The sequence below is a fragment of the Rhizobium nepotum 39/7 genome (assembly GCF_000949865.1).
Classification (GTDB): Bacteria; Pseudomonadota; Alphaproteobacteria; order Rhizobiales; family Rhizobiaceae; genus Agrobacterium; species Agrobacterium nepotum.
In genome coordinates this window covers 265594-285881 of the sequence record NZ_JWJH01000012.1, presented here as the reverse complement: position 1 = coordinate 285881, position 20288 = coordinate 265594, and the positions used below count along the sequence as shown (strand labels likewise).

The window sequence follows — 20288 nt, the reverse complement described above, 5'->3', positions numbered from 1 at the left end:
GATGGTTCCGCTTAGGAGTAAAATGGCTGTGCCGCGCCGCTGTCTGCGGCAGGTCCGGCACTGTCGAAGGTGATCTGTGGCTGCGGCTGCTCGTGGTCGAAAGCCATGGCTTGCCCGCCCATGGTGAAGCTGCCGTCCCAGTTGAGGGAGAGTGCGGGGCCACCGGGCGGCATGACAGACAGCAGGCGCTTGTCGGCATCGAACATCACCTGCGTGGCGAGAATTCTTTCGCGGAAGCGGGTGAATGCGTCCGTATCTCCGCAGCCGATGATGCCGATCCAGCCGGCGCGGCGGCCGGGTGATCTGATCTCGCGGTTGGCGGTCGCACCGATGGTGATGGTCTCAAGACCATTGGTCGCAGAAAGTGCGGCAAAGCCACGGCCGGAGCGGGTGATGATCCAGTTGCCCTCCGTCAATACCTCGTCCAGCCCGTCCCGCCCGAGATAGGCGTGGGTCCAGTCGTTGCGATGATCGTCCGTGTCGAAGATCATCATCGCCAGATCCCGATGCTGCGCCACGCGCGGCAGGATGCCGCTGCCGGCCCAGTAGGAGGGGCGTTGCGTGCCCCACGGATCGTCCTCGCCGGGATGGTTGACCCATAGCCGCGCCATGGGGTGACCGGCAAGCTTGATGTCCATGACGTGTTGCTGATGGCCCTTGCGGCCCGTCTTGTGGTCCACGACGGTTGAAAGCTGGGCGGCCTCGTTCTTGAAAAGCACGAGCTTGCCCGGCTCCAGCCCCTGCGCGTAACGCGCCTCGACCATGCGTCCGCTTGGCAACTGCGAAAGTGCTGCAAGATGCGGCGGCGGCAGGTAGTCACCGCAGCAGAACATCGGCAGAGAGGCGACGCCATTGTTGAGCCAGCCTTGACCGAAGGCAACCTGCGCGAAAGGTGCCAGTTCCGTCAGCGGCCCGGCGCGCAGTTCCTTGTCATAGGCTCTGCCTTGCGAACCGGAGGGAACGCCGCCAAGTGTGTGCAGCGCGATCATTTCGAAAATGAGATCGAGCTGGTGGCGTGCGCGGGCGGCAAGTTCTGGTCCCGCCCAATGTTCGGTGGCGAGGAGGCCGATGAAATCCACCGGGTAATAGGCGGCCGAGTTCCATTCGGCGAGACCATGCGCCTCGACGCTGTCGAACCAGCGCTCCAGCCGGTCTGCGGCCAGCGCCGCCTGCTCCCTGCCGGTGCGCCCGGAGGCGCTGAAGATGGCGTCCGGGAGATAGTCTCCCGCGAGCAGCTGGCTGGTGTGGAAGCAGAGAACGTGGTTCTCGCTCCAGAACCACATGACGTCGTTGCCTGGTTCGTCAACCCAATAACGATAGGCGAGGATAGAGGCATCGATCCGCGACCGCATCTCTGCCGGTAACCGGTCGCCATAGGCGTGCACCATCCAGAGGAGCGGCACCAGAACGAAATCGGAGCAATCCTCCCGGCGATCGATGGAACGCAGCGTCGCATCGACAATGCCGCCGATCGTGTGCATGTCGTCGCTGCCGGTGGCGACCATCGCCAGCGCGCGGCCGATACGCCATGCACCGAAGCGGGCGCTGAAAGACAATGCGGCCTTCTTTCGCTCGGCAATATCGGTGGCTGCCGGTTGCGGTGCCACCGCGCCCATGAAGGCCGCGTCGATGACGCGCGTCACCGTTCCGGCCCCCGAACCCATGGTGATCTTGACGCCGTGATATCCGTCCGCGATGCCTGTCGTCTCGGGAACCATCAGGGTGGATTGCCCGGCTTTCAGCACAATATCCGCCTCGGCAAGGGCGGCGCGCTCGTGGCCGTGGCTTTTGACCTGGATATGGACCGGCAGGTCGCTCACCGGTGCGGCATCGAAGATGAGTTCAAGTGCCGTGCCGGAAAAGACGTCGCGTGCGGGGCGAACATCGCGTACGAGTGCAGCAAGACGTTTCGTCTCTTCCCGGTCGAGTGGCACCGGCAGCACGACGGTGAGCGGCGTGGCGTCGATGACCTCAAGCTCGAAGAACCAGATGATATCCCGTTCCGCCAGATCTTCGCAGAGCAGCAGCACCTCGTTATCACCGGCCTGAAGCTCGAGCGTGATATCGCGGCTCGCTTCGACATTGCGGATAAAGGGCTCAAAACGGACCTGTTCGACGCCGCCCACCCAGATGCGAACGCCGCCGCAGGTGCGCAGCCTGAAATGCGTCTGTCTTGCGGTGTCGCTGCGGAACGTGCCCTTCAGCCAGCGTTGCACATGGGTCGGAACATGCCAGAAACCGGTAAATTCGACGCGGCGATTGGAACCCGGCAGGTTGAGGTGGGAGACCGCCCAGCCGGCGTTGGGCGCGATGTCGCGGCCGATCATGGTTTGCTGGAAGGCCTTGCGGCAGGGCAGGTCGCCGACATCCACGAAGCCGTTGATGAAGCGGTAGTTGACCCGGTCTTCCGCCGGCGCTGCGATGCCCGGAAATGATGTCTCCACCAGATCCGAGACGATCCAGGCAGCCACCGTTTCGCCGTCAGCGACGGTATAAGTCGGCTGAGACGCGGCCGCCGCAAATGGTCCATCTGTCATAATGGATCGCCTCCCTTCGATCTTTATGAAATAATTTTCACAAATCCTGTTTCGCTTTCCTGCGTCGATTTGTGTGATTTAGCCGAAACAAACAGCTTGACGTTTATTCTGTCAAGTCGCAAAACATCATAAATCGAATTAAGAAGAGGAGCTTCGGTTCGATTTATGAAAAGTTTTTCATTGGGAGGATGAGCATGGTGAAACTGTTTTCGGGCGTCAGCGCCCTCGTATTCGCCTCTATCGCAGGCCTTTCGGTCGCAGAGGCCGATACCAGAACGATCACGTTCCTTTTTACGGATGACGACCAGGGATATGTGCAGCGTATGTCGGAACTCAGCAAGGAGTTCGAAGCGGCCAATCCGGGTGTAAAAATCAACTTCGTGTCTTCAGGTTACGATGCCGTTTCCAAGCAACTGCCGGTGCAGCTTGCGGTGGGCGAGGGGCCGGATGTCGCCAAGATCACCGACTGGCAGCTCGCCTCCTATTATCTCGACATGCGCCCCTACATGAAGGATGCGGATGGCTTTGCGAAACTGCACGGCTCCAGCCTTGCCCAGCTTCGCCTGCCCGGCGTCAACGATCCGCAGTCGATCAACGGCTATATGGCGTCGCAGACGCTCAACCTGCCCTTCGTCAACAAGACCCTGTTCGAGCAGGCGGGTGAACCCTTGCCCGGCCCGACCGCGAAATTCAGCGAAATCGTCGAGGCGTCGGCCCGCGTCGCCAAGGCGACCGGCGTGCAGATCCCCTTCACCATGGACCGTTCCGGCCACCGCTTCTCCGGCGGCGCGTTTGCTTATGGCTCGACCTATGTGAAGGACGGCAAGTTCAGCTTCCCCGACGATGCGGCGAAAAAATACATCGCCGATATTTTCTCATGGACGCAGAACGGCAGCTTCCCCAAGGAAATGTGGGGAGCAGCAGGCGGTTCGCAATACAAGAACATGGGTGACGAGTTCGTCAACGGCAACGTCGTGACCTATCTGGCCGGCAACTGGATGGTCAATCCGTTCCAGAACAAGATCGGCGACAGTTTCGAATGGACGGCGATCAATGCGCCCTGCGGCGATGCTGGATGTTACGCCATGCCGGGCGGCACCGCAGTTGTCGGTTTCAAGCGCACCAAATATCCTGAAGACGTGGCTCATTTCGTCGAATTCCTCGGCTCTGAAAAGGTGCAGCGGGAAATCGCCGAAAATTACGTGGTTCTGACCGGCGCTGAAATCGTCGATCCGCAATACAAGCTGAAGAGCGAAAACGCCAAGGCGGCGATGCAGGTCTTCCTCGATAACAAGAAGAATGTGCCGCAGGCCGCCCGCGAGTTCGAACATGCCAAGGGCGGCACGGCCATGTACCAGCAGATCGTCCAGCGCATGAGCCAGCTCATCGTCGGCGAACTGACGCTCGACCAGACCTACAAGGTCCTGGAAGACGATGTCGCCAAGATCAACGAGGCCGTCGCGGTCAAGAAATAATGAGCGATCGTTCTGTTCTTACGAAATAACCAAGTTTTTGATCTGCCCGGAATTACGCTCCGGGCAGATCTCGTCGCTAGCGCGCGAGCCGTACCGGCATATGTGATCTGTCTAAATCAGCACACCGAAAAAAAACTGCAATACGCCCGGCATAAAGCTGTCGGCGAGGCGCGCCGGAAGCTGCGCGCGCCCGCTCTCGTCACGCGTCATTCGCTGAAAATCATAGGATTCGTCATGGCCAAACTGAAGATGTCGTCTTTTCCGTCCGCTCGGTCGACCTTGCTTGCCTCCGTTGCATTGCTGGTTCTTGTCGCGAACGTGCAGGCATTCGAGCGCACCGCACCGGCAGGCCAGGGTTATGCCATTACGGTGCCCGAACCCGCTGCGAAATATCCACTGCCGCTTTCCGATACCTATCGTAATCAGACCGGCAAGAATGCCAGGGACGAGGACGTCCGCGCCTATGACGACCGCGACAATCCCGTCATCGAGATTCTCTCCGGTTTTAATCGCATCTGGACGCTGGGCGATGAAAAATGGGTGGATGGCGGCGCCAATGGTGACGGTCCGAGTGATTTCAGCCATGTGAAGATCGTCAATCCCGATGTCTGGCAGGAAAACATGCGTTACGTGCTTTCCGTGACCGGTGAAAACCGCACCCCCGCCGCCGCCTTGAACGCATATATGAAAGACCGCCGCTCGCAGGGTTACAGCATGATCGACGGTATGGGGCCGCTTGCCGCATGGTATCGCGAAGGCGCGGGCGCAACGACGACGATCAATCACACCCTGTCGGATTTCGATCCGAACCAGGTCATCACGCGCAAGGAAGAAGACAAGGGCACCGAGGCTGGAGCGGCCGATTCCGAGCTGAAGGATGTGGTGGCCCTCATGAAGGTAATGCGTGGCCCGGAAGGCACGACGTCGCCAGCGAAATATTTCTATTCCACGCCGCGCCCATGGCGCATGAACGCCAGGGGCGAGGTGATAGAGACCGGCACCGAGACCATCGGCGACCGGAAGTTTGAAACTTACGAAACCGATCCGGGTGTTGTTGTACCCGCGCTCAAATATGCGCGCGAGAATCGTGGACGCGGCAAGGATGGCGGCTTTCCGAGCGGTCACACCAATGCGGCCTATCTTGCCGCCATCACGTATGCCTATGTCGTACCAGAGCGTTTTTCCGAATTGCTGACGGCCGCTTCCGAACTCGGCGAAAGCCGTATCGTTGCCGGCATGCATTCGCCATTCGACGTGATCGGCGGGCGCATCACGGCTACCGCCATAGCTGCCGCTATTCTGCAGGATCCGAAAAACGCCGATCTCAAGAAGGCCGCGCATGATGAATTGGAGGCCTATTTTGCAAAACGCCTGCCTGCGGGACAGTCCCTGGTCGACTTTGCCCATAGCGCGAAACCGGATGTAGACCCTTTTGCGGATGCGACGACCAACAAGGCTGATTATCGCCGGCGGATGACCATTTCCTTCAGCCGCGACAAAACCGCGGGCGATGCGCCGATGGTGGTGCCGAAGGGGGCCGAGGTCCTGCTGGAGACGCGCCTGCCTTATCTCGATGCCGCGCAGCGGCGCGCCGTCCTGTTCTCCACCGGCATCGAAGCGGGCTATCCGTTACTTGACGACAGCAATGGCTGGGGCCGGATCAATCTGGTTGCCGCCGCTGCCGGTTACGGCGCGTTTAACGGCGATGTCGACGTGACGATGGATGCCGCTGCCGGCGGGTTCAATGCGGCCGACCGCTGGACGAACGATATTGCCGGGGCAGGGCGTCTCGTCAAATCGGGTAGCGGCGCGCTCACGCTCACCGGCGCCAACAGCTATAGCGGCGGCACCGTCCTGCAGGAGGGAACACTCGTGGCTTCCTCTGCCGACGCGCTTGGAACCGGTAGCATTCTGGTCTCCGGCGGTACGCTTTCGCTGAAGGGCGACAGCAACGTTGTCATCGGCGGCGACTATGCGCAGACGGGCGGCACGCTGGCGCTCGGCCCGCAAACGACCCCGTTGCACATCAAGGGCAATGCGGCGCTCGATGGCGCCACTCTGCGGCTCGTTTTCGATGGCGCCGCGCCGTCCGCCGGCACGCGGTTTGACGTGATCACCACCAATGGCCTGACCGGGACCTTTGCGGCGATAGACGCGGGCAATGTGAAGGTGCGGCCGATTTATACCGGCTCGGGATTGTCGGTGGTGGTCGAATAGGCGATCGGGCTCGTTTTTCCGGGCGCGGTTTAAACCGCCGCGCCCAGCTGGCCGGTTTAAGAATGCTGTCGTCGCATCAACAGGAATATGGCGGGTGCGGCGAGCATGGAGACGATGGCGGCGACAGTGAAGGATGTCTGATAGCCGAACTTTTCCGCGATCGCGCCGGCACCCAATCCACCCGCCATGCTGACGATCCCGTCCATGCACTGGAACAGGGTGAAATCGACACCGGCCTGTCGTGGATCCGACCAACCCATGAAGCAGGCATAAAGCGCGACAAAGCCGATGGACATGATGCCTGACGAACTTGCCACCGCAACCGCCATGACGATCCACTGAGAGATGTCGCGGTGAACGCTGAAATAGGCGAAAATGCACAACAGCACCGTCTGCACGAAGATTGCGACGAGCAATATCCGTGAAGCGCCGTAGAGCCGAACCAGGGTGCCGCCGACGAGGGCGCCAGCGAAACCAATTACCATGCTGCCGACGCCGTTGAGCGCGCCGATGGTTGCAAGATCGAAACCGTAATCGACCAGAAACGGGCCAAGCATCGCCAGCCCCCATTTCTGCGCGGCCACATAAACGGCAGCGACCAGAAGGCCGGTGCGGACTTCCCGTCGCTTGAGCGCGTTTTTGATTGATGGCAGGTGATCGCGGGTTTGCGTGGCCGTTTTTGCCGCCGGGCCGAACAGGAATGGCAGCGCGAGCAGGATCACCAGTCCCGCCATGACGAGCGTGGCGCTCATCCAGCCGGAACGCTCCACCAGCACCAGAAACAGGCCCGCGCCGATGGCCGAGCCCAGATAGGAACCGCCGACCTGGGCGGCATTGCCCCAACCGTGATGTTCCGCCGCCAGCGTTTCGACCGCATAACCGTCGCAGGCAATATCGACGGTCGCCGTCACCAGCGCCACCACTGAAAGGATGGCGATTGCAATGGAGACTGGCGAGGGGCCGGTGAAGGCAAGGACGGCAAGGCCGGACGCGCAGGCGGCAATTCCCGCCCCGACGATCACTCGCGACCGGTTTTTGCCGACGGGTGGCAGGCGATAGCGCTCGACATGGGGCGACCAGAGGAATTTCAGCGCCCAGGGCAGAACGACCAGGTAAAGAAGGCCGATCTGGTCCAGAGGCAGGCCGGCGGTTCGGAGCACGGCGGGCAGGCCGAGAAAGGTCAGGCCGCCGATGACGCTCTGACCGACATACAGCCCGCCGACCGCCACGAAGACGGCGGCCGGGGATGGCTTTGTTTCGACAGGATTTTGCTGCAGCATCAGAAGCGATACCGGATGCTGCCGACGATCTTGCGGCCTTCATCGTAGTAGCAGAAGCCTGTGGTGCAGACCTGTTTGACCTCGTCCAGAAGGTTGGTGGCGTTGACCTGCAGCTTCACGCCTTCGAGCGAGGGTATCGCCTTACCGAGATCATAGCGCAGCGATGCATCGACGAATGTGCGGGCTTCATTGTCGAGAATGGGCGTGTGCTGGTTGTCGCCAAAGCTCGATCCCACATAGCGCAGGCCAGCACCGATGCCGAGGCCTTCCAGCGCGCCGCTCTGGAACTCGTAGTCGGCCCAGAGCGAGAAGGTGTGATAGGGCGAGGAATTGAGTTGTTTGCCGAGGGTTTCCGACGTCAGCTTGGTGATCTCGACGTCATTGTAGGAATAGGAGCCGATGACGCTCCAGCCATTGTCGAGCGAGGCGGTAGCTTCAAGTTCCACCCCGCGCGAGCGCAGGTCGAGCTGACGCAGTAAGTTGAGGCCCGACGAGGTCTCGTAGACCGTGGCGTTGTCCTGGTCGAGATTGAAGAATGCGGCGCTCAGCAGAGCGTTATATTGCGGCAGCGCGTATTTGATGCCCAGTTCATATTGTTTTCCAACCGTCGGCTGCGCCTGGCCGGTGACCGTTCCTGTCGTGATGATGACACCCGGATTGGCGACGAAAGAGGTGCCGTAGCTGAGATAGGGCATCACGCCGCTATCAAAGACGTAGCCAAGGCTGGCGCGGCCGGTGGTTTTCGTTTCATCGCCGTCGTAGCTGGGTGCCGTTGCCCCGCCGACCGCCTGTGCGCGATATTCGGTATCCAGCCAGTCGTGGCGGATGCCAGCCGTCAGGCGCCAGCGATCGATTTCGATCTGGTCCTGCGCATAGATGCCGATCGTGTTCATTCGCTGGGTCAACACCAGTGAAACATCAGGCACATAGGTAAAGGTGTCGGTGAAGGGACTGGTGCCGCTACCCTGTTTGGATGTGTAGGACATATGGCTGAAATCGATGCCGGTCAGCAGTGTGTGTCTGGCTGGGCCGGTGTCGAATTCGGCCTTCAGGTAATTGTCGGCGGAAATGCCCTCGTTGTCCTCGATCGTGATGCCTGGATAATTGGCGAATACCCATTGCTGATCAGCTGAAAGAGCCGAATAACGCGCCTTGCTGTAGAAGGTGAGGTTGTCGTCCAATGCATGCTCGAACTCATAGCCGATACGCCATTGTTTTTGCTCGAAATCGTTGAAGCGGGCATCGCCGCCATAAACCGGCGTCGCGCCGACCGAGGTGCCGCTGGCGCCATATTTGTTGATGTAGCCCCAAGTGCCGCCGGTGGTGCTGTCCATATATTCGCCAAGCAGCGTGAGTTTGGTGCCAGCATCCGGCTGGAAGGTGAAGGCGGGGGCGATGAACAGCCGGTCGTCCTTGATGGCGCTGATTTCGTTGCGGCCATCGCGCGCGACGCCGGTCAGACGGTAGAGCATGGTCTTGTCGTCATTGACCGAGCCGGAAAGATCGAAAGCGCCCTGCACCCGGCCGTAGGAACCGTATTGTAGCTCCACTTCGCGCAGCGTCTCTTCGGTCGGGCGCTTCGAGACGATATCGACGATGCCGCCGGAACTGCTTGCGCCGTAGATGGACGCTGCCGGGCCGCGCAGGATGGAAACGGCTTCCACGCCGTAGGGTTCGAGCCGCGCGCTGCCGTTCTGACTGCTGACCTGCCGAAGCCCATCGCGGAAGATGCCGGTGGTGCTGAGGTCGGTGCCGCGGACCTTGAAGGCGTCGAAGCGCGGTTCCGCGCCATATTGGCCGATGCGCGCACCCGGCGTGTAGTTGAGAGCTTCGGAGAGGTTCTGCGGCTTCAGATCATCCAGTTGCTTGCGGCTGACCGTGGTGATCGACTGGGCGGTTTCGGCAATCGGCGTATCCGTTTTGGTGGCGGTTCGGCCGGATTTTCCGACATAGCCCCTGGTTTCGACGATGCCGCTGACACCTTCGATTCCGTTGCCCTGCACGGTGATGGGGGCGAGCAGGGTGGTGCCGGCGGCGGCGGAACCGGAACCGCCGTTCTCACCGGCCTGATCTGCTGGATCGAAAATACGAACCGTGTTGCCGCCAGCTAATGTGTAGTTCAGCCCTGATCCGGCAAGAAGCCCGCTGACGGCTGCCGATATGCTGAGTGTGCCCTTGACGCCCGCCGTGCTCCGCCCCCTGGTGATGGCGGATGGATAGACCATGCGCAGATTGGCCTGACGGCCGAAGGAGAGGATGGCATTCTCCAGCGGTCCGGCAGGAATTGACACAGTGACCATGGCGGGCGCACCGCTTGCGGCAGCCAGCGGCGTCTGGGCTCTCGCGGCCGTGACACCCGGACCTGTCGCGACGATGCCCCCGATAATTGCCGTCGTCGTCAGCCAGAACCAGCCGCGTGCCTGCGTGCCCAAATTCATGTCATTCCCTCTCACTCGTGATCTCATGCCGCCTGGCGCAAGCCGCAGCGCGTTCTGATTGCCTAGAGTGAAAAGGTGGGTCGCCTCCTGACGTCTGACCCGCGAAAAAGTTATTTTATCGCGAGCGGACGAAAATCAGCATGCCCGAAAGCCGCGATACCGAAACGGGAAGGCTTTCTTCGAGAATGGTAAGCGCCTGATCGGTATCCTTCAGGTCAAAGATGCCGGACACACGCTGCCTTGCCGCCGCTTCATCGAGGATGACGATGCGGCCACGGCGATATTGTGCCAGAATATCGAGAACCTCGCGCAGCGGCTGGCCAGAAAAGACCAGCTTGCCTTCGCGCCAGGCCGTATTGTTGGCAACGTCCTTACGCGCCCGCACGAGCCTGCCATCACCGCCAAGGATGACGGTCTCCCCAGGGGTGAGCACGGCGACTTCGCTATCCGTCGTCACTTCCACCCGACCTTCCTCCACCTGCACCTCCTGCGAGAGCGCGCTATTGCCGGTTCGGACCGAATAGTGGGTGCCGAGCGCTTTCGCCATCAGCGATCCGCCCCTGACGACGAAAGGGCGCTGCGGATTTTTCGCGACATCGAAATAGGCTTCGCCGCGAAGAAGGGCAATGCGGCGTTCCTTTTGCGAATAGTCGACGGTGATTGCCGTGTCGGTGTTCAGGCTGATGCGGCTACCGTCTTCCAGCACCAGCATCCGCGTCTCGCCGATTTCGGTGTAATAATCGGCCTGCCAGCGGTCTTTCAATCCGCTTTGTTCCACAGATAGCGCCGCAAGGCCGATGAGACAGAGACCGGCAATGCCGGCCAGAACAGTACGGCCGGACAGGTGCCTTTTTCTATCTTCGGCGGGCGCAAGCTCGACATCGCCCAGCTCGCCCCAGAGCGTGTGCATCTCCTCATAGGCGGCGGCATGGGCGGCGTCTGCCCGGAGCCAGGTCTGGAACGCGTCGCGCTCCTCATCCGTCGCGTCCCTCGATTGCATGCGCGCGACCCACAGCGCGGCCTCTTCGGCCAGACTGTCGTTGATCAAGCCGTCATCGTTCAGACCGTCCGGGCGCTCGTTCATGTCCTGATCTGCCGTTTCCGTTGTGGATGGTGATGCGGATGTACATTCCTTTTCCCTTATAGAGTGAGAAAGGAGGCGAGCACCTGATGTCGGGTTACATTTTTATTTGCGCGCGAAGCTGACGGCAGTGCAGCAGCGCCTTGATGATGTGCTTTTCCACCATATTGCGGGAAATGCCGAGCCGGGCGGCGATCTCACCATTGGAATGGCCATGCAGGCGGCTTAGCACGAATACCTGCTGGCAACGCCTGGGCAGGGCCTCGATTGCGCGCGCCATCAAAACCAGATGCTGCCGTCCGGTGACGATCTGCTCCTGCCCGGGTTCCTCGCATGGCACGGCGAAACCCGCCTCGTAAGGGGCAAATAGCGGCCGCTCGCGCGACTGGCGAATAACCGTCAGGCGCGCGACGGATTTGGCGATCTGGAAAAGATAGGCCTGCGGATTGTCGATCAGCGTCGCATGCGACACTTCCAGCGCCCGCAGCAACGTCTCCTGCATTGCATCCGCGGCGTCTTCCCGGTTCTGCAGCCGCCGGCGGAAAAACCGCATCAGACGGTTTTCCTCCTCGGTATCAAGAAACTGTAACAGGGCTTTGCTCATCAATCGACCCGGCTGGCATACTGGTTTCTCATATGAACAAGGTGGCGGATATTATCTGCCGTTTCACGTCCTGAGAAACATGATAATTATTATCATGTTTACCGTCTTCAGGCGTTTGTTGCCAACCCGCAAAAAACGGGGGCGTAAATCTAACTCACGTTTCTGTGATGATTGTTGCGGGATTACATCAGGATGTTCGGAGACGTGTCGTAGCCTCGGGCTACAGGAAATAACGGACTCTGAGCGGCAGCAGAGTGGCGCCGAGAGCGGAGGAATCACCCTCGGTTTCGCTGAGGACCAGCTTCGCTTCCTTCGGGCCGACGTTGTAACGATGTTCGCGTTGCGACGGCATGTGCGCCCGTTCGATCATCATCCGACCCAGCGCGCGCGGCAATTGCCCGCCAAAGACGATCGCCTGCGGATCGAGAACCGCAATCAGGCTCGCCACCAGTCGGTCCACCTGCGGCATGGTCTCGGCCAGCCATTCCTCGACGCCCGGCCAGGAGGGATCGAACTGATGATAGAGCGTTTCGATCGAATGGATGTCGACGCCGTTTTTCTGCAGTGTCGTGATCAGATATTGCAGCGCCGGACGTTTCGACGATTCCTCCGGGCTGTATATGCCGCTGAATTCGCCGGCATTGCCGTGAAAGCCGTGAAACGGCTGGCCGCCAAGGATCAGCCCACCGCCGAAACCGTAGTTGAAGGACAGGTAGGCGAAGGTCTGGCACCATGATCCCACGCCGCGAAGGCTTTCGCCTATCGCCCCGGTGGTCGCATTGTTTTCCAGCCAGACAGGCAGATGGAACTTTTGTTCGAGAATGGGCTTCAGGTCCATCAGCGACCAGTCGCTTAAGGGTTCCGGCGCGTTGAAGGCCCGGTCTTCCGATACGAAAAATCCTGACATGGAAAAACCAAGGCCAAGCAGCCTTTCGCGTGGGATGCCGTGCTGCGCCAGCAATCTTTCAAGGGCCTGCGACAGCGCGGTAAGCGTCACCTCCCGGTCGACGGGAAGCATCTTCAGCTTTTCCTCGACCACGACGATGCAGCGGAAATCGGCAATGCAGATCACCACGGAGTCGGTGTTGATGGAAATGCCGAGCGAATAGGCGGCTTCCGGCGCCAGTTCGATTGTCGGGCTTGGCTGGCCACGCGTGCCTTTCAATGGCGCGCCGGTGCGCAGAAGCCCGCGTTCCAGCAGGCCTTCGATCAGCCGATGCACGGATTGCTGCGTCAGGTTGGTGTGACCGGTGATCGATGCGCGGGCAATGGGGCCGTGACGGCGGACAATATCGAGAATGAGGCGCTCGTTCTCGCTGGCGAGTGGCTGGCGGTCGAAGGTCTGGCGCGGCGTCTGATCGATGGTCATGGCCTTGGATAGCGGCTGCGCAGGGCGGCGGCAACAAGGGCAGCCGTTCGCGACAGCATTTTTCACTGGACTGTCACAAATATTACACTTAAAGTGTATTAATAAGAAACCTGTAACAACGGGTCCTCAGGAGGAACCATTCAATGAGCATGAAATTCATTGCGATCGCCGCGCTTGCGCTGGCGACGACGGCAGCGCCTTGCCTTTCGGCAGACAGCAACATGAAAAACCTCGACTTCGATCTGTCGAAGGTCACGCGCGAAAATTTCTATGACGTCGTCGTTCCCGTCGCCAAAGCCGAGGGCTCGGTGACCATGTATAATTTCGCCGGCAGTTTCGCCGATACGTGGAAGGAGCTGATCACCCGCTTCGAAGCCAGATACGGCATCAAGGTCGCCTATAGCGACGTGAAGGGCGATCAGGCGAACCAGCAGTTGATCGCGGTGCAGGCGGCGGGCCAGGATTCGCCGGTCGACGCCTATTTCGCTGGCGGCGGCAGCTATCCGCTTCTGTCTTCCAAGGGTGTTGTTGGCAATATTGCACTGACGAAGATCTTGCCCAACATGGCCAATTACAATCCGGAACTGGCCGAAACCCTGTACGGCAAGCCGCATGGTGGCAGCTTCCCGCTGGTGCATCTCAACCAGACCGCAATCGGTTATGATTCCGCCTTCGTGAAGGCCGAAGACGTGCCGAAAAGCTTCGAGGACCTTCTGGCCTGGGCGGAGAAGAACCCGAAGCGTCTCGGCGTCACCCTGCCGGCCAAGGGCGGCTCGGGCGGCGGCTTCATCTATTCGGTGGCGCTCAATTATCTCACCGGCGACTGCCGCACAAAGCTTACCGACTATAATCAGACGCTGCAGCAGGCCGAAGACTGGGCCATGGAATCCGAATGCCTCGATCCCGTCTGGGATTATTACCGCCGTCTGCTTGCGGTCGCCGAACTGACCAACGGCAATGCCGATACGCTCAATCTCATCAACAACCAGCAACTCCATATGGGCACCGTCTGGGAAGATCAGGTCATGAGCTTCCTTGGTACCAAGCAATTGCCGGAAAGCTTCCGTGTCACGCTTCTGGAAAAAGGCCAGGTCGGCGCGGGCGACGCCATGTTCGTTCCGGCGAACGCAAAGAATGTCGCTTCCGCGCTGCTCCTCATCGATATGGCTATGAGCAAGGAATTCCAGCTCTGGAAGCTTGAGAACAAGGCCTCGCGCTCGCCGCGCGCCGATGTCACCAATGACCTGATGCCGAAGGCCGTGCAGGAGCATGTTCTGCCGCAAAGTGTCTATCCGCGCCTGTCAGCTCCAGCTTTCTGGGACATGTCGACCGCGCTTGCCGAAGCGCTCGATGAAAAAGTGCTCAACCAGTAACGCCGTCCGGATCGCCGGATCGTGTGGGCCGCAGGTGGCTTGCACGATCCGGAGAACCTTGGTCGCAAAAGATGAGGGAGCCTCGCCATGAGCGAACTCGAGATCAGCAATATCAGCAAGGATTATGGGTTGAGCCGGGCGCTTCATCCCGTTTCGATCACCGTCGAGCGCGGTGAATTCGTCACCATTCTCGGCCCCTCGGGTTGTGGCAAGTCGACATTGTTGCGCATCCTGACAGGTATCAGCCAGCCGTCGGGCGGTGAGATCCACCTCGGCGGCAAACGTATCGACCAGGCGCCGCCGGAGGCGCGCGATATCGCCATGGTGTTCCAGTCCTATGCGCTTTTCCCACATATGTCGGTCGCCAAAAATCTCGGTTTCGGCCTGAAGATGAAAAAGGTGCCAAGGGACGAGCGCGCGCGCCGCATCGCCCACGCGCTTGAAATCTGCAATCTTGCCGGTCTGGTGGATCGCATGCCACGGCAACTGTCCGGCGGGCAGCAGCAGCGTGTGGCGCTGGCGCGCGCCATCGTCATGCAGCCGAGCCTGCTATTGTTCGACGAACCGCTGTCGAACCTCGACGCTAAACTGCGCGATACGCTGCGCCATGAACTGACCGAACTTCACCGCCGGATCGGCGCGACCAGCCTTTATGTGACGCATGATCAGGCCGAGGCCATGGCGATGTCCGACCGGATCGTGGTTATGAATGCCGGCCGGGTCGTCGAGGTCGGCACGCCGCTCGAACTTTACCGAGCGCCCAAACATGCTTTCACCGCCGGCTTTCTCGGCCAGACAAACCTGCTGCCCGTTTCAGTCGATGGGACAAAGGCGCAGCTGCCGTGGGGACAGTGCGTGACGCTGGACGCGATGGCCGCCGGCACCGCCCAGATTTCGGTTCGTCCGGAAAACATCCACATCAGCGCCGACGAGGCTGGCGTCGGCACGGTCTCTGCCGTTTCCTTCATGGGCGCCAACGCGCTTTACACTGTCGAGATCGGCGGCAGCCAGATCAGGGTCAGCCAGTCCGGCGCGGAAAGTCTGATCGACGCCGGGCGAAAGGTCGCCCTGCAATTTCCCGGCTCGGTTCATCTTCTCGATGACAGATTGGCGGAGGAGGCGGCGTGATGGCCGGGATGCTTCGCGACAGGCGCGCCCAGCTGCTTTTACTGCTGGTGCCGGGGGTGGGTTATCTGCTGGTCTTCTTCGGCGGGCCGCTGCTCTCGGCGTTGATCGGCAGCTTCAGGCTGGACGATGGCAGCTTCACGCTGATGTTCTACGAGCGGATTTTTACACGCCCATCGATGATCCGTGGCCTGAAGACCTCCATTTATTACGGCGTGATGCCGGTGGTCGTTTCGCTTGCGGCCTCGGTGCCGCTGGCGCTTCTGATCCGCAAGAGCTTTTTTGGCCGCAAGCTGTTCAGCGGCCTTTACAAGCTGCCGATGGCGGTGCCGGGCATCATCGTCGGCCTGATGGTAATCGTCGTTTTCGAAAGGGGTGGCTTTCTCGATCGTCTTGTGGCGCCGCTCGGGCTGGGACTGCCGAAACTTGTGCGTGACGACTGGGGCGTCGGCGTCATTCTGGCAAGCGTCTGGAAGCAGATACCGTTCATGACGCTGATCATCACCAGCGCCTTTGCCGCCATACCGGAGGACATTCGTTACGCCTCGCGCACGCTCGGCGCCTCGCGGCTCAAGACCTTTCTGTTCGTGGAAGTTCCGCTCGCCATGCCCGGCATCACCGCCGCCATTCTTCTGACCTTCATCGGCTCCATGGGCTCCTACGCCATTCCCGATATCGTCGGCCCGCCCACGGCCCAGCCGCTTTCGGTCCTCATGATCAAGGAGTTCAATCAGGGCCGCTTCAATCAGGTCTATGCCATGGGCATGGTACTGAGCCTCTTCGCAGTCTCCGTCCTGCTGCTTTATTATTCCCTGACATCCCGCATCGGCCCCGGCCAAACCCGAGGAGACGCATCATGAGCGCCATTGCCCTTGAACCCGTCACCATTGCCCGCCGCCGCACCTTCACGCCGGAAGACCGGATTTTCGTCTCCATCGGGCTCTTCACCACGCTGGCGCTTGCCATCGCCGTGCCGCTGTCACTGATGTTTCTGTGGAGCGTCGCCGATGGCTGGCCGCCGCCGCTGGTGGTGCCGAAGGATTACACCATGGCGCGCTGGGCGAGTGTTCTTGCCGATGGAAGTCTCATCCGGGCGGCCATCAACAGCATCCTCATCGCCTTCGTCGTCACCTTTTTGACGGCCGCGATCGCCCTGCCCACCGCATGGGCCATGGCCCGCTTTCCCTTCCGGCTGAAGCGGCTGGTTGAGATCTTCATTCTGGCCCCCATCATCATTCCCGGACTGGTGGTCGCGGTCGGCATCGGCCAGGTGTTTCTTCTCTTCGGCCTTGCCTATTCTGTGACCGGGGTGATCCTCGTGCAGATCGTCGGCACCCTGCCGCTGATGATCCGGCTGATGACGGCGGCGCTGGAGACCATTCCCGACGACCTCATCCATGCCGCGCGTTCTCTCGGCGCGGGAACGGTCGGCATCGTCCTCCACATCATCCTGCCGCTTGCGGTGCCGGGCCTTCTGGCCGGCGGCCTGATGTCCTTCATCGGCAGCTTCGAGGAATTCGACAAGTCCTTCATCGTCGGTGCGCCTGTCGTGGAGACGCTGCCGATCAAGCTCTACATGTATCTCGACCCCTATTCGATGCAGCTTCCGCTCGCCTCCATCGTCTCCTTCATCCTGCTTCTTCCCGCTCTCGTCGTTTTCATCATCGCCGGCCGCATTCTGCGTGACGACCTGATGGCGGCGGGTATGGGGAAAATCTGATCCGGGCAGCTAATCCCCGGTAATCGCAACGTCCGAAAGTGAAAACCATGCATCAAACCCTTGCAGCCTCCCGTAAAACCTCCAATTCCTGCAATGTCCTTACCCTCTGCTCGCGTGACAATCCTTCGATACTGACCATTGCTCATCGCGGTTTCTGGACCGCGACCGCTGAAAACTCGCTGGCTTCCGTCCGCGCGGCAGTTACTGCGGGCGTCGAGATGATCGAGATCGACACGCAGGCGACGGCCGACGGCCGGCTGGTCGTCATTCACGACGAAACGCTCGACCGCACGACGACGGGCAAGGGGACCGTGAGTGCCTTGCCTTTCGAAGTGATGCGTGCCGCAAGGCTTAAAGCCGGTGCCGGCGGCGATGCGGCTGATGTTACCGATGAATGCGTGCCGACGCTCGAAGAATTGCTCGAGGAGGCCCGCGGCAAGATCACCGTCAATATCGACACCAAATTCACCCATGATCTGCCACAGGTCATGGAAACCGTGCTGCGCCTCGGCGTTGAAGATCAGGTGCTGGTGAAAACCGATATCGAGCCAGAAGCTGCCCATTTTGACGTGCTCGACACCGACTGGTTCGGCAAAATTCCGCATATGCCGATGTTCCGGGTGAGAAAGGGGCACTTCGCCGAAGATCTGCGCCGCATCGAAGCGTTGCGGGCGCCGATGATTGAGGTGAAGTTCACGGATATTGCTGACCTCGTTGAAGGCTGCGCTGAACTGGAGCGCCAGAACATCCGGCTGTGGATCAACACGCTCGATGTTTCCCATTGCCTCGATTTCAGCGATACGCGTGCGCTGGCCAACCCTGAAGGTGTCTGGGGCGCTCTGGCGCAGATCGGTGTCGGCGCAATCCAGACGGACGAAGTCGAGGCCTTCAAAGGCTGGCTGAAGGCGGATGCCGGAGAGACGGGCAGATCATGGACGCGATAAATCAACGTCTCGATTGCGCGGTCGGCATTGTCGAGGAGGCGATGGGCCTTGCCCTTCGCTTTTTCGAGGCGCGCGGCACCATCGCCACCCGGACGAAGGGGTTTCAGGACTTTGTTTCGGAAGCCGATACCACGGTCGAAAGGCTGGTTCGGGACCGGTTGGCCGCGGCATTTCCGGGCGAAACCGTCCTCGGCGAGGAAATGGGCGGGGTGGCCGATGACGCCTACTGGATCATCGATCCCATCGACGGCACCACCAATTTCCTGCGCGGCTCGCCGCTCTGGGGCATCTCGCTCGGTTTCGTGCGTAACGGCCGACCGGAACTCGGTGTCGTCGCCATGCCGGTTTTCAAGGAAATCTACGCGGCGGCCGAGGGCACCGGGCTGCTGCTGAACGGCAAGCCGCTTGCCCGCAACGTTCCCTTCGAGGAGGTGCGGGTGATGTCGCTCGGCGACAGCGCGTCCGCCGATGCCGAGGAAGTTGCGGCTCTCAATGTGGGCTTGAGACACGCCGGCTGGGTGGTGGAATCCATCCGCTCCACGTCGATCTCGCTGGTCTTTGCGGCGCGCGGAACCTTTGACGGTCATCTGCAGAAGCTGACGACCATGTGGGATATCGCCGGCGGCGTCGTTCTCGCAAGGGAAGCGGGCCTTGACGTGCGGATCGGAACGCGCGGCGAAACCGGCATTCCCTGGGTCGCCGCCGCCACGCCGGCGCTGATGGCCGTGACGGAGGAGCTTTGGCCGGAGATTGCGGAAAAACTACCGGTTAAGGCTGCGTGAAGGTCTCGGGAAAGCGGGTGCCGGGTGTCAAATCTAAACACCCGGCACCCCCACCGATGTCTGGACTGAAAAGCGCTTGACGACCTATTGTTAAGCCCACCCTTTCAGCGCCCGTCCGGAATAATAGCTGGGCGTCGTGGCTCGATAGATCGGTATGCTGGCGGCGCCGAGATGCGGTAGATCGCTCATCACTGATTTGCGTATTTCCGGCGGCTCGACGAAAAAATCCTCGCCGAGCATTTCCAGCGAGCCGATGCGCTGCACGATATGCTCGAGAACCCAGTCGGGAAGCGATCCGCCGAAAATGATGGCGCCGGGGTCCATCGTTCGGGCAACCGTCAATGAAAGCAGACGAAGCTGATCGGTTGCCCTTTCCAGCCAGGAAGCCACGGCGGGATGGTCGGAATAGCTCTCGTCGATATCCTTCAGACGCCGGATGCTGATTCCGTGGGCGGCGAGCGTGTCGCAAAGGTCCTGTCCCGAGGGGCGTGGATGAGACTTGGGAAACAGGCCACCGAACTCGCCCGCATTACCATTTGTGCCGCGATAGAGATGGCGCTGCACCACCAAAGCACCCCCGATGCCGTAGGTCAGCCAGATCATCGCGAAGTTGCGGATATTTCGACCCGCACCGTAATACAGCTCTGAAAGTATGGCGGTATTGCCGTCATTTTCGTGAAAGACCGGGAAATCGAAATAGGGCTGGAAGTCCTTGTCGACATCGATATCGCGCCAGCTTTCGAACTGCCTGATACGGAAGACATGGCCGCGATCACGTTTGAAATGGCCCGGAAAGCTGATGCCGCAGCCGAGCACATCCTTCTTTTTGATCTTTGCTTTTTCAAGCACCTGCCGGGCGGCCGCCTCGGCCATTTCCATGATATGCTCGAAACTGTGCCCTTCGAGCTCGGACCTGATTTCCTGCCTTATCGTGCCGTTGAGATCGGCCACGCAGACGCGCAGATCGTCTGGATTGAAATAGACCCCGAGTGTGAAAAGCCCGTTCGGATTGATTTCGATGGCGGTGGTTGGTTTCCCTCGTTTGCCATCATTGCGCGTTTCCTCCGCTTCGACGATGAGGCCGGACTCCAGGAGATTGGCCGTCAGGCGCGTGAGGGTCGGCGCGGAAACATCCATCTCGCGCGCCAGTTCGATACGCGACATGCCTCCCTTGCCGCGCAAAATTTCGAGCAGGCGTCGTTCGTTGTAGCCGAGGTCGATCAAACAAGTCTCCCGCGAGAAGTTACGCCGGATGATTAGCGCAATTTGTGTGATTGTGCACCTTGTTTTCCGCGAAGTCCTAGCTTTCTGGGTTCAAAGATTACCCGCAACGGTCCTTAAAT

General features: G+C 60.4%; 15 protein-coding genes. 8 read left to right on the top strand and 7 right to left on the bottom strand.

The features are described 5' to 3' along the window. Positions 1-11: 11 nt before the first annotated feature. The gene (locus RS75_RS14465; RefSeq protein WP_045021593.1) at positions 12-2537 is read right to left on the bottom strand and encodes a hypothetical protein; all 2526 of its coding nucleotides are present in this window, start codon (positions 2535-2537) and stop codon (positions 12-14) included. Positions 2538-2731: 194 nt separating this feature from the next. On the opposite strand from RS75_RS14465, the gene RS75_RS14460 reads away from it, so the two are divergent. Together RS75_RS14460 and RS75_RS14455 are read left to right on the top strand one after the other, a co-directional pair. After that, a complete protein-coding gene (locus RS75_RS14460) occupies positions 2732-4012 on the top strand; it encodes an ABC transporter substrate-binding protein (protein ID WP_045021791.1) in 1281 nt (426 codons plus the stop codon). Between the two features lie 234 nt (positions 4013-4246). Further along, complete coding sequence (locus RS75_RS14455; protein ID WP_045021789.1) at positions 4247-6229, top strand: phosphatase PAP2 family protein; 1983 nt, start codon at positions 4247-4249, stop codon at positions 6227-6229. A 56-nt stretch (positions 6230-6285) separates the two neighbouring features. Here RS75_RS14455 and RS75_RS14450 read toward each other — a convergent pair whose 3' ends face one another. The 5 genes from RS75_RS14450 to RS75_RS14430 all read right to left on the bottom strand — a co-directional run bounded on the left by RS75_RS14450 (position 6286) and on the right by RS75_RS14430 (position 13001). Further along, complete coding sequence (locus RS75_RS14450) at positions 6286-7509, bottom strand: MFS transporter (RefSeq protein ID WP_045021591.1); 1224 nt, start codon at positions 7507-7509, stop codon at positions 6286-6288. After that, complete coding sequence (locus tag RS75_RS14445) at positions 7509-9947, bottom strand: TonB-dependent siderophore receptor (protein WP_045021589.1); 2439 nt, start codon at positions 9945-9947, stop codon at positions 7509-7511. Before RS75_RS14445 ends, RS75_RS14450 begins: the two co-directional genes overlap by 1 nt. 115 nt (positions 9948-10062) lie before the next feature. Next, positions 10063-11031, bottom strand: a complete 969-nt coding sequence (locus RS75_RS14440) for a FecR family protein (protein ID WP_045021586.1) — start codon at positions 11029-11031, stop codon at positions 10063-10065. Positions 11032-11125: 94 nt separating this feature from the next. Further along, a complete protein-coding gene (locus tag RS75_RS14435) occupies positions 11126-11632 on the bottom strand; it encodes an RNA polymerase sigma factor (protein WP_045021584.1) in 507 nt (168 codons plus the stop codon). Between the two features lie 220 nt (positions 11633-11852). Continuing rightward, positions 11853-13001 (bottom strand): ROK family transcriptional regulator, encoded by a 1149-nt coding sequence (locus RS75_RS14430; RefSeq protein WP_045021582.1) that lies wholly within the window; start codon positions 12999-13001, stop codon positions 11853-11855. Between the two features lie 143 nt (positions 13002-13144). Between RS75_RS14430 and RS75_RS14425 the strand changes: the two genes are divergently transcribed. The 6 genes from RS75_RS14425 to RS75_RS14400 all read left to right on the top strand — a co-directional run bounded on the left by RS75_RS14425 (position 13145) and on the right by RS75_RS14400 (position 18945). Further along, the gene (locus RS75_RS14425) at positions 13145-14374 is read left to right on the top strand and encodes an ABC transporter substrate-binding protein (protein ID WP_045021581.1); all 1230 of its coding nucleotides are present in this window, start codon (positions 13145-13147) and stop codon (positions 14372-14374) included. Positions 14375-14461: 87 nt separating this feature from the next. Further along, positions 14462-15502, top strand: coding sequence for an ABC transporter ATP-binding protein (locus tag RS75_RS14420; protein ID WP_045021579.1), 1041 nt, complete (start codon positions 14462-14464; stop codon positions 15500-15502). Then, entirely contained in the window at positions 15502-16359 is an 858-nt protein-coding gene (locus RS75_RS14415; protein WP_045021577.1) for an ABC transporter permease, read from the top strand. The genes RS75_RS14420 and RS75_RS14415 overlap by 1 nt, the downstream gene beginning before the upstream one ends. Beyond that, on the top strand, positions 16356-17219 hold the full coding sequence (locus RS75_RS14410; RefSeq protein WP_045021574.1) for an ABC transporter permease: 864 nt from the start codon (positions 16356-16358) through the stop codon (positions 17217-17219). Before RS75_RS14415 ends, RS75_RS14410 begins: the two co-directional genes overlap by 4 nt. Positions 17220-17266: 47 nt before the next feature. Further along, positions 17267-18163: a glycerophosphodiester phosphodiesterase family protein gene (locus tag RS75_RS14405; protein WP_045021572.1), complete on the top strand. Its 897-nt coding sequence runs from the start codon at positions 17267-17269 to the stop codon at positions 18161-18163. Next, a complete protein-coding gene (locus RS75_RS14400; protein WP_045021570.1) occupies positions 18151-18945 on the top strand; it encodes an inositol monophosphatase family protein in 795 nt (264 codons plus the stop codon). Before RS75_RS14405 ends, RS75_RS14400 begins: the two co-directional genes overlap by 13 nt. A 90-nt stretch (positions 18946-19035) precedes the next feature. Here RS75_RS14400 and RS75_RS14395 read toward each other — a convergent pair whose 3' ends face one another. After that, the gene (locus RS75_RS14395; protein WP_045021568.1) at positions 19036-20169 is read right to left on the bottom strand and encodes an ROK family transcriptional regulator; all 1134 of its coding nucleotides are present in this window, start codon (positions 20167-20169) and stop codon (positions 19036-19038) included. Between the last annotated feature and the right edge of the window lie 119 nt (positions 20170-20288).

Coding starts and splice junctions, on each gene's coding strand:
- RS75_RS14465 (WP_045021593.1), bottom strand. CDS start 2,537: ATGACAGATGGACCATTTGCGGCGGCCGCGTCTCAGCCGACTTATACC.
- RS75_RS14460 (WP_045021791.1), top strand. CDS start 2,732: ATGGTGAAACTGTTTTCGGGCGTCAGCGCCCTCGTATTCGCCTCTATC.
- RS75_RS14455 (WP_045021789.1), top strand. CDS start 4,247: ATGGCCAAACTGAAGATGTCGTCTTTTCCGTCCGCTCGGTCGACCTTG.
- RS75_RS14450 (WP_045021591.1), bottom strand. CDS start 7,509: ATGCTGCAGCAAAATCCTGTCGAAACAAAGCCATCCCCGGCCGCCGTC.
- RS75_RS14445 (WP_045021589.1), bottom strand. CDS start 9,947: ATGAATTTGGGCACGCAGGCACGCGGCTGGTTCTGGCTGACGACGACG.
- RS75_RS14440 (WP_045021586.1), bottom strand. CDS start 11,031: ATGAACGAGCGCCCGGACGGTCTGAACGATGACGGCTTGATCAACGAC.
- RS75_RS14435 (WP_045021584.1), bottom strand. CDS start 11,632: ATGAGCAAAGCCCTGTTACAGTTTCTTGATACCGAGGAGGAAAACCGT.
- RS75_RS14430 (WP_045021582.1), bottom strand. CDS start 13,001: ATGACCATCGATCAGACGCCGCGCCAGACCTTCGACCGCCAGCCACTC.
- RS75_RS14425 (WP_045021581.1), top strand. CDS start 13,145: ATGAGCATGAAATTCATTGCGATCGCCGCGCTTGCGCTGGCGACGACG.
- RS75_RS14420 (WP_045021579.1), top strand. CDS start 14,462: ATGAGCGAACTCGAGATCAGCAATATCAGCAAGGATTATGGGTTGAGC.
- RS75_RS14415 (WP_045021577.1), top strand. CDS start 15,502: ATGGCCGGGATGCTTCGCGACAGGCGCGCCCAGCTGCTTTTACTGCTG.
- RS75_RS14410 (WP_045021574.1), top strand. CDS start 16,356: ATGAGCGCCATTGCCCTTGAACCCGTCACCATTGCCCGCCGCCGCACC.
- RS75_RS14405 (WP_045021572.1), top strand. CDS start 17,267: ATGCATCAAACCCTTGCAGCCTCCCGTAAAACCTCCAATTCCTGCAAT.
- RS75_RS14400 (WP_045021570.1), top strand. CDS start 18,151: ATGGACGCGATAAATCAACGTCTCGATTGCGCGGTCGGCATTGTCGAG.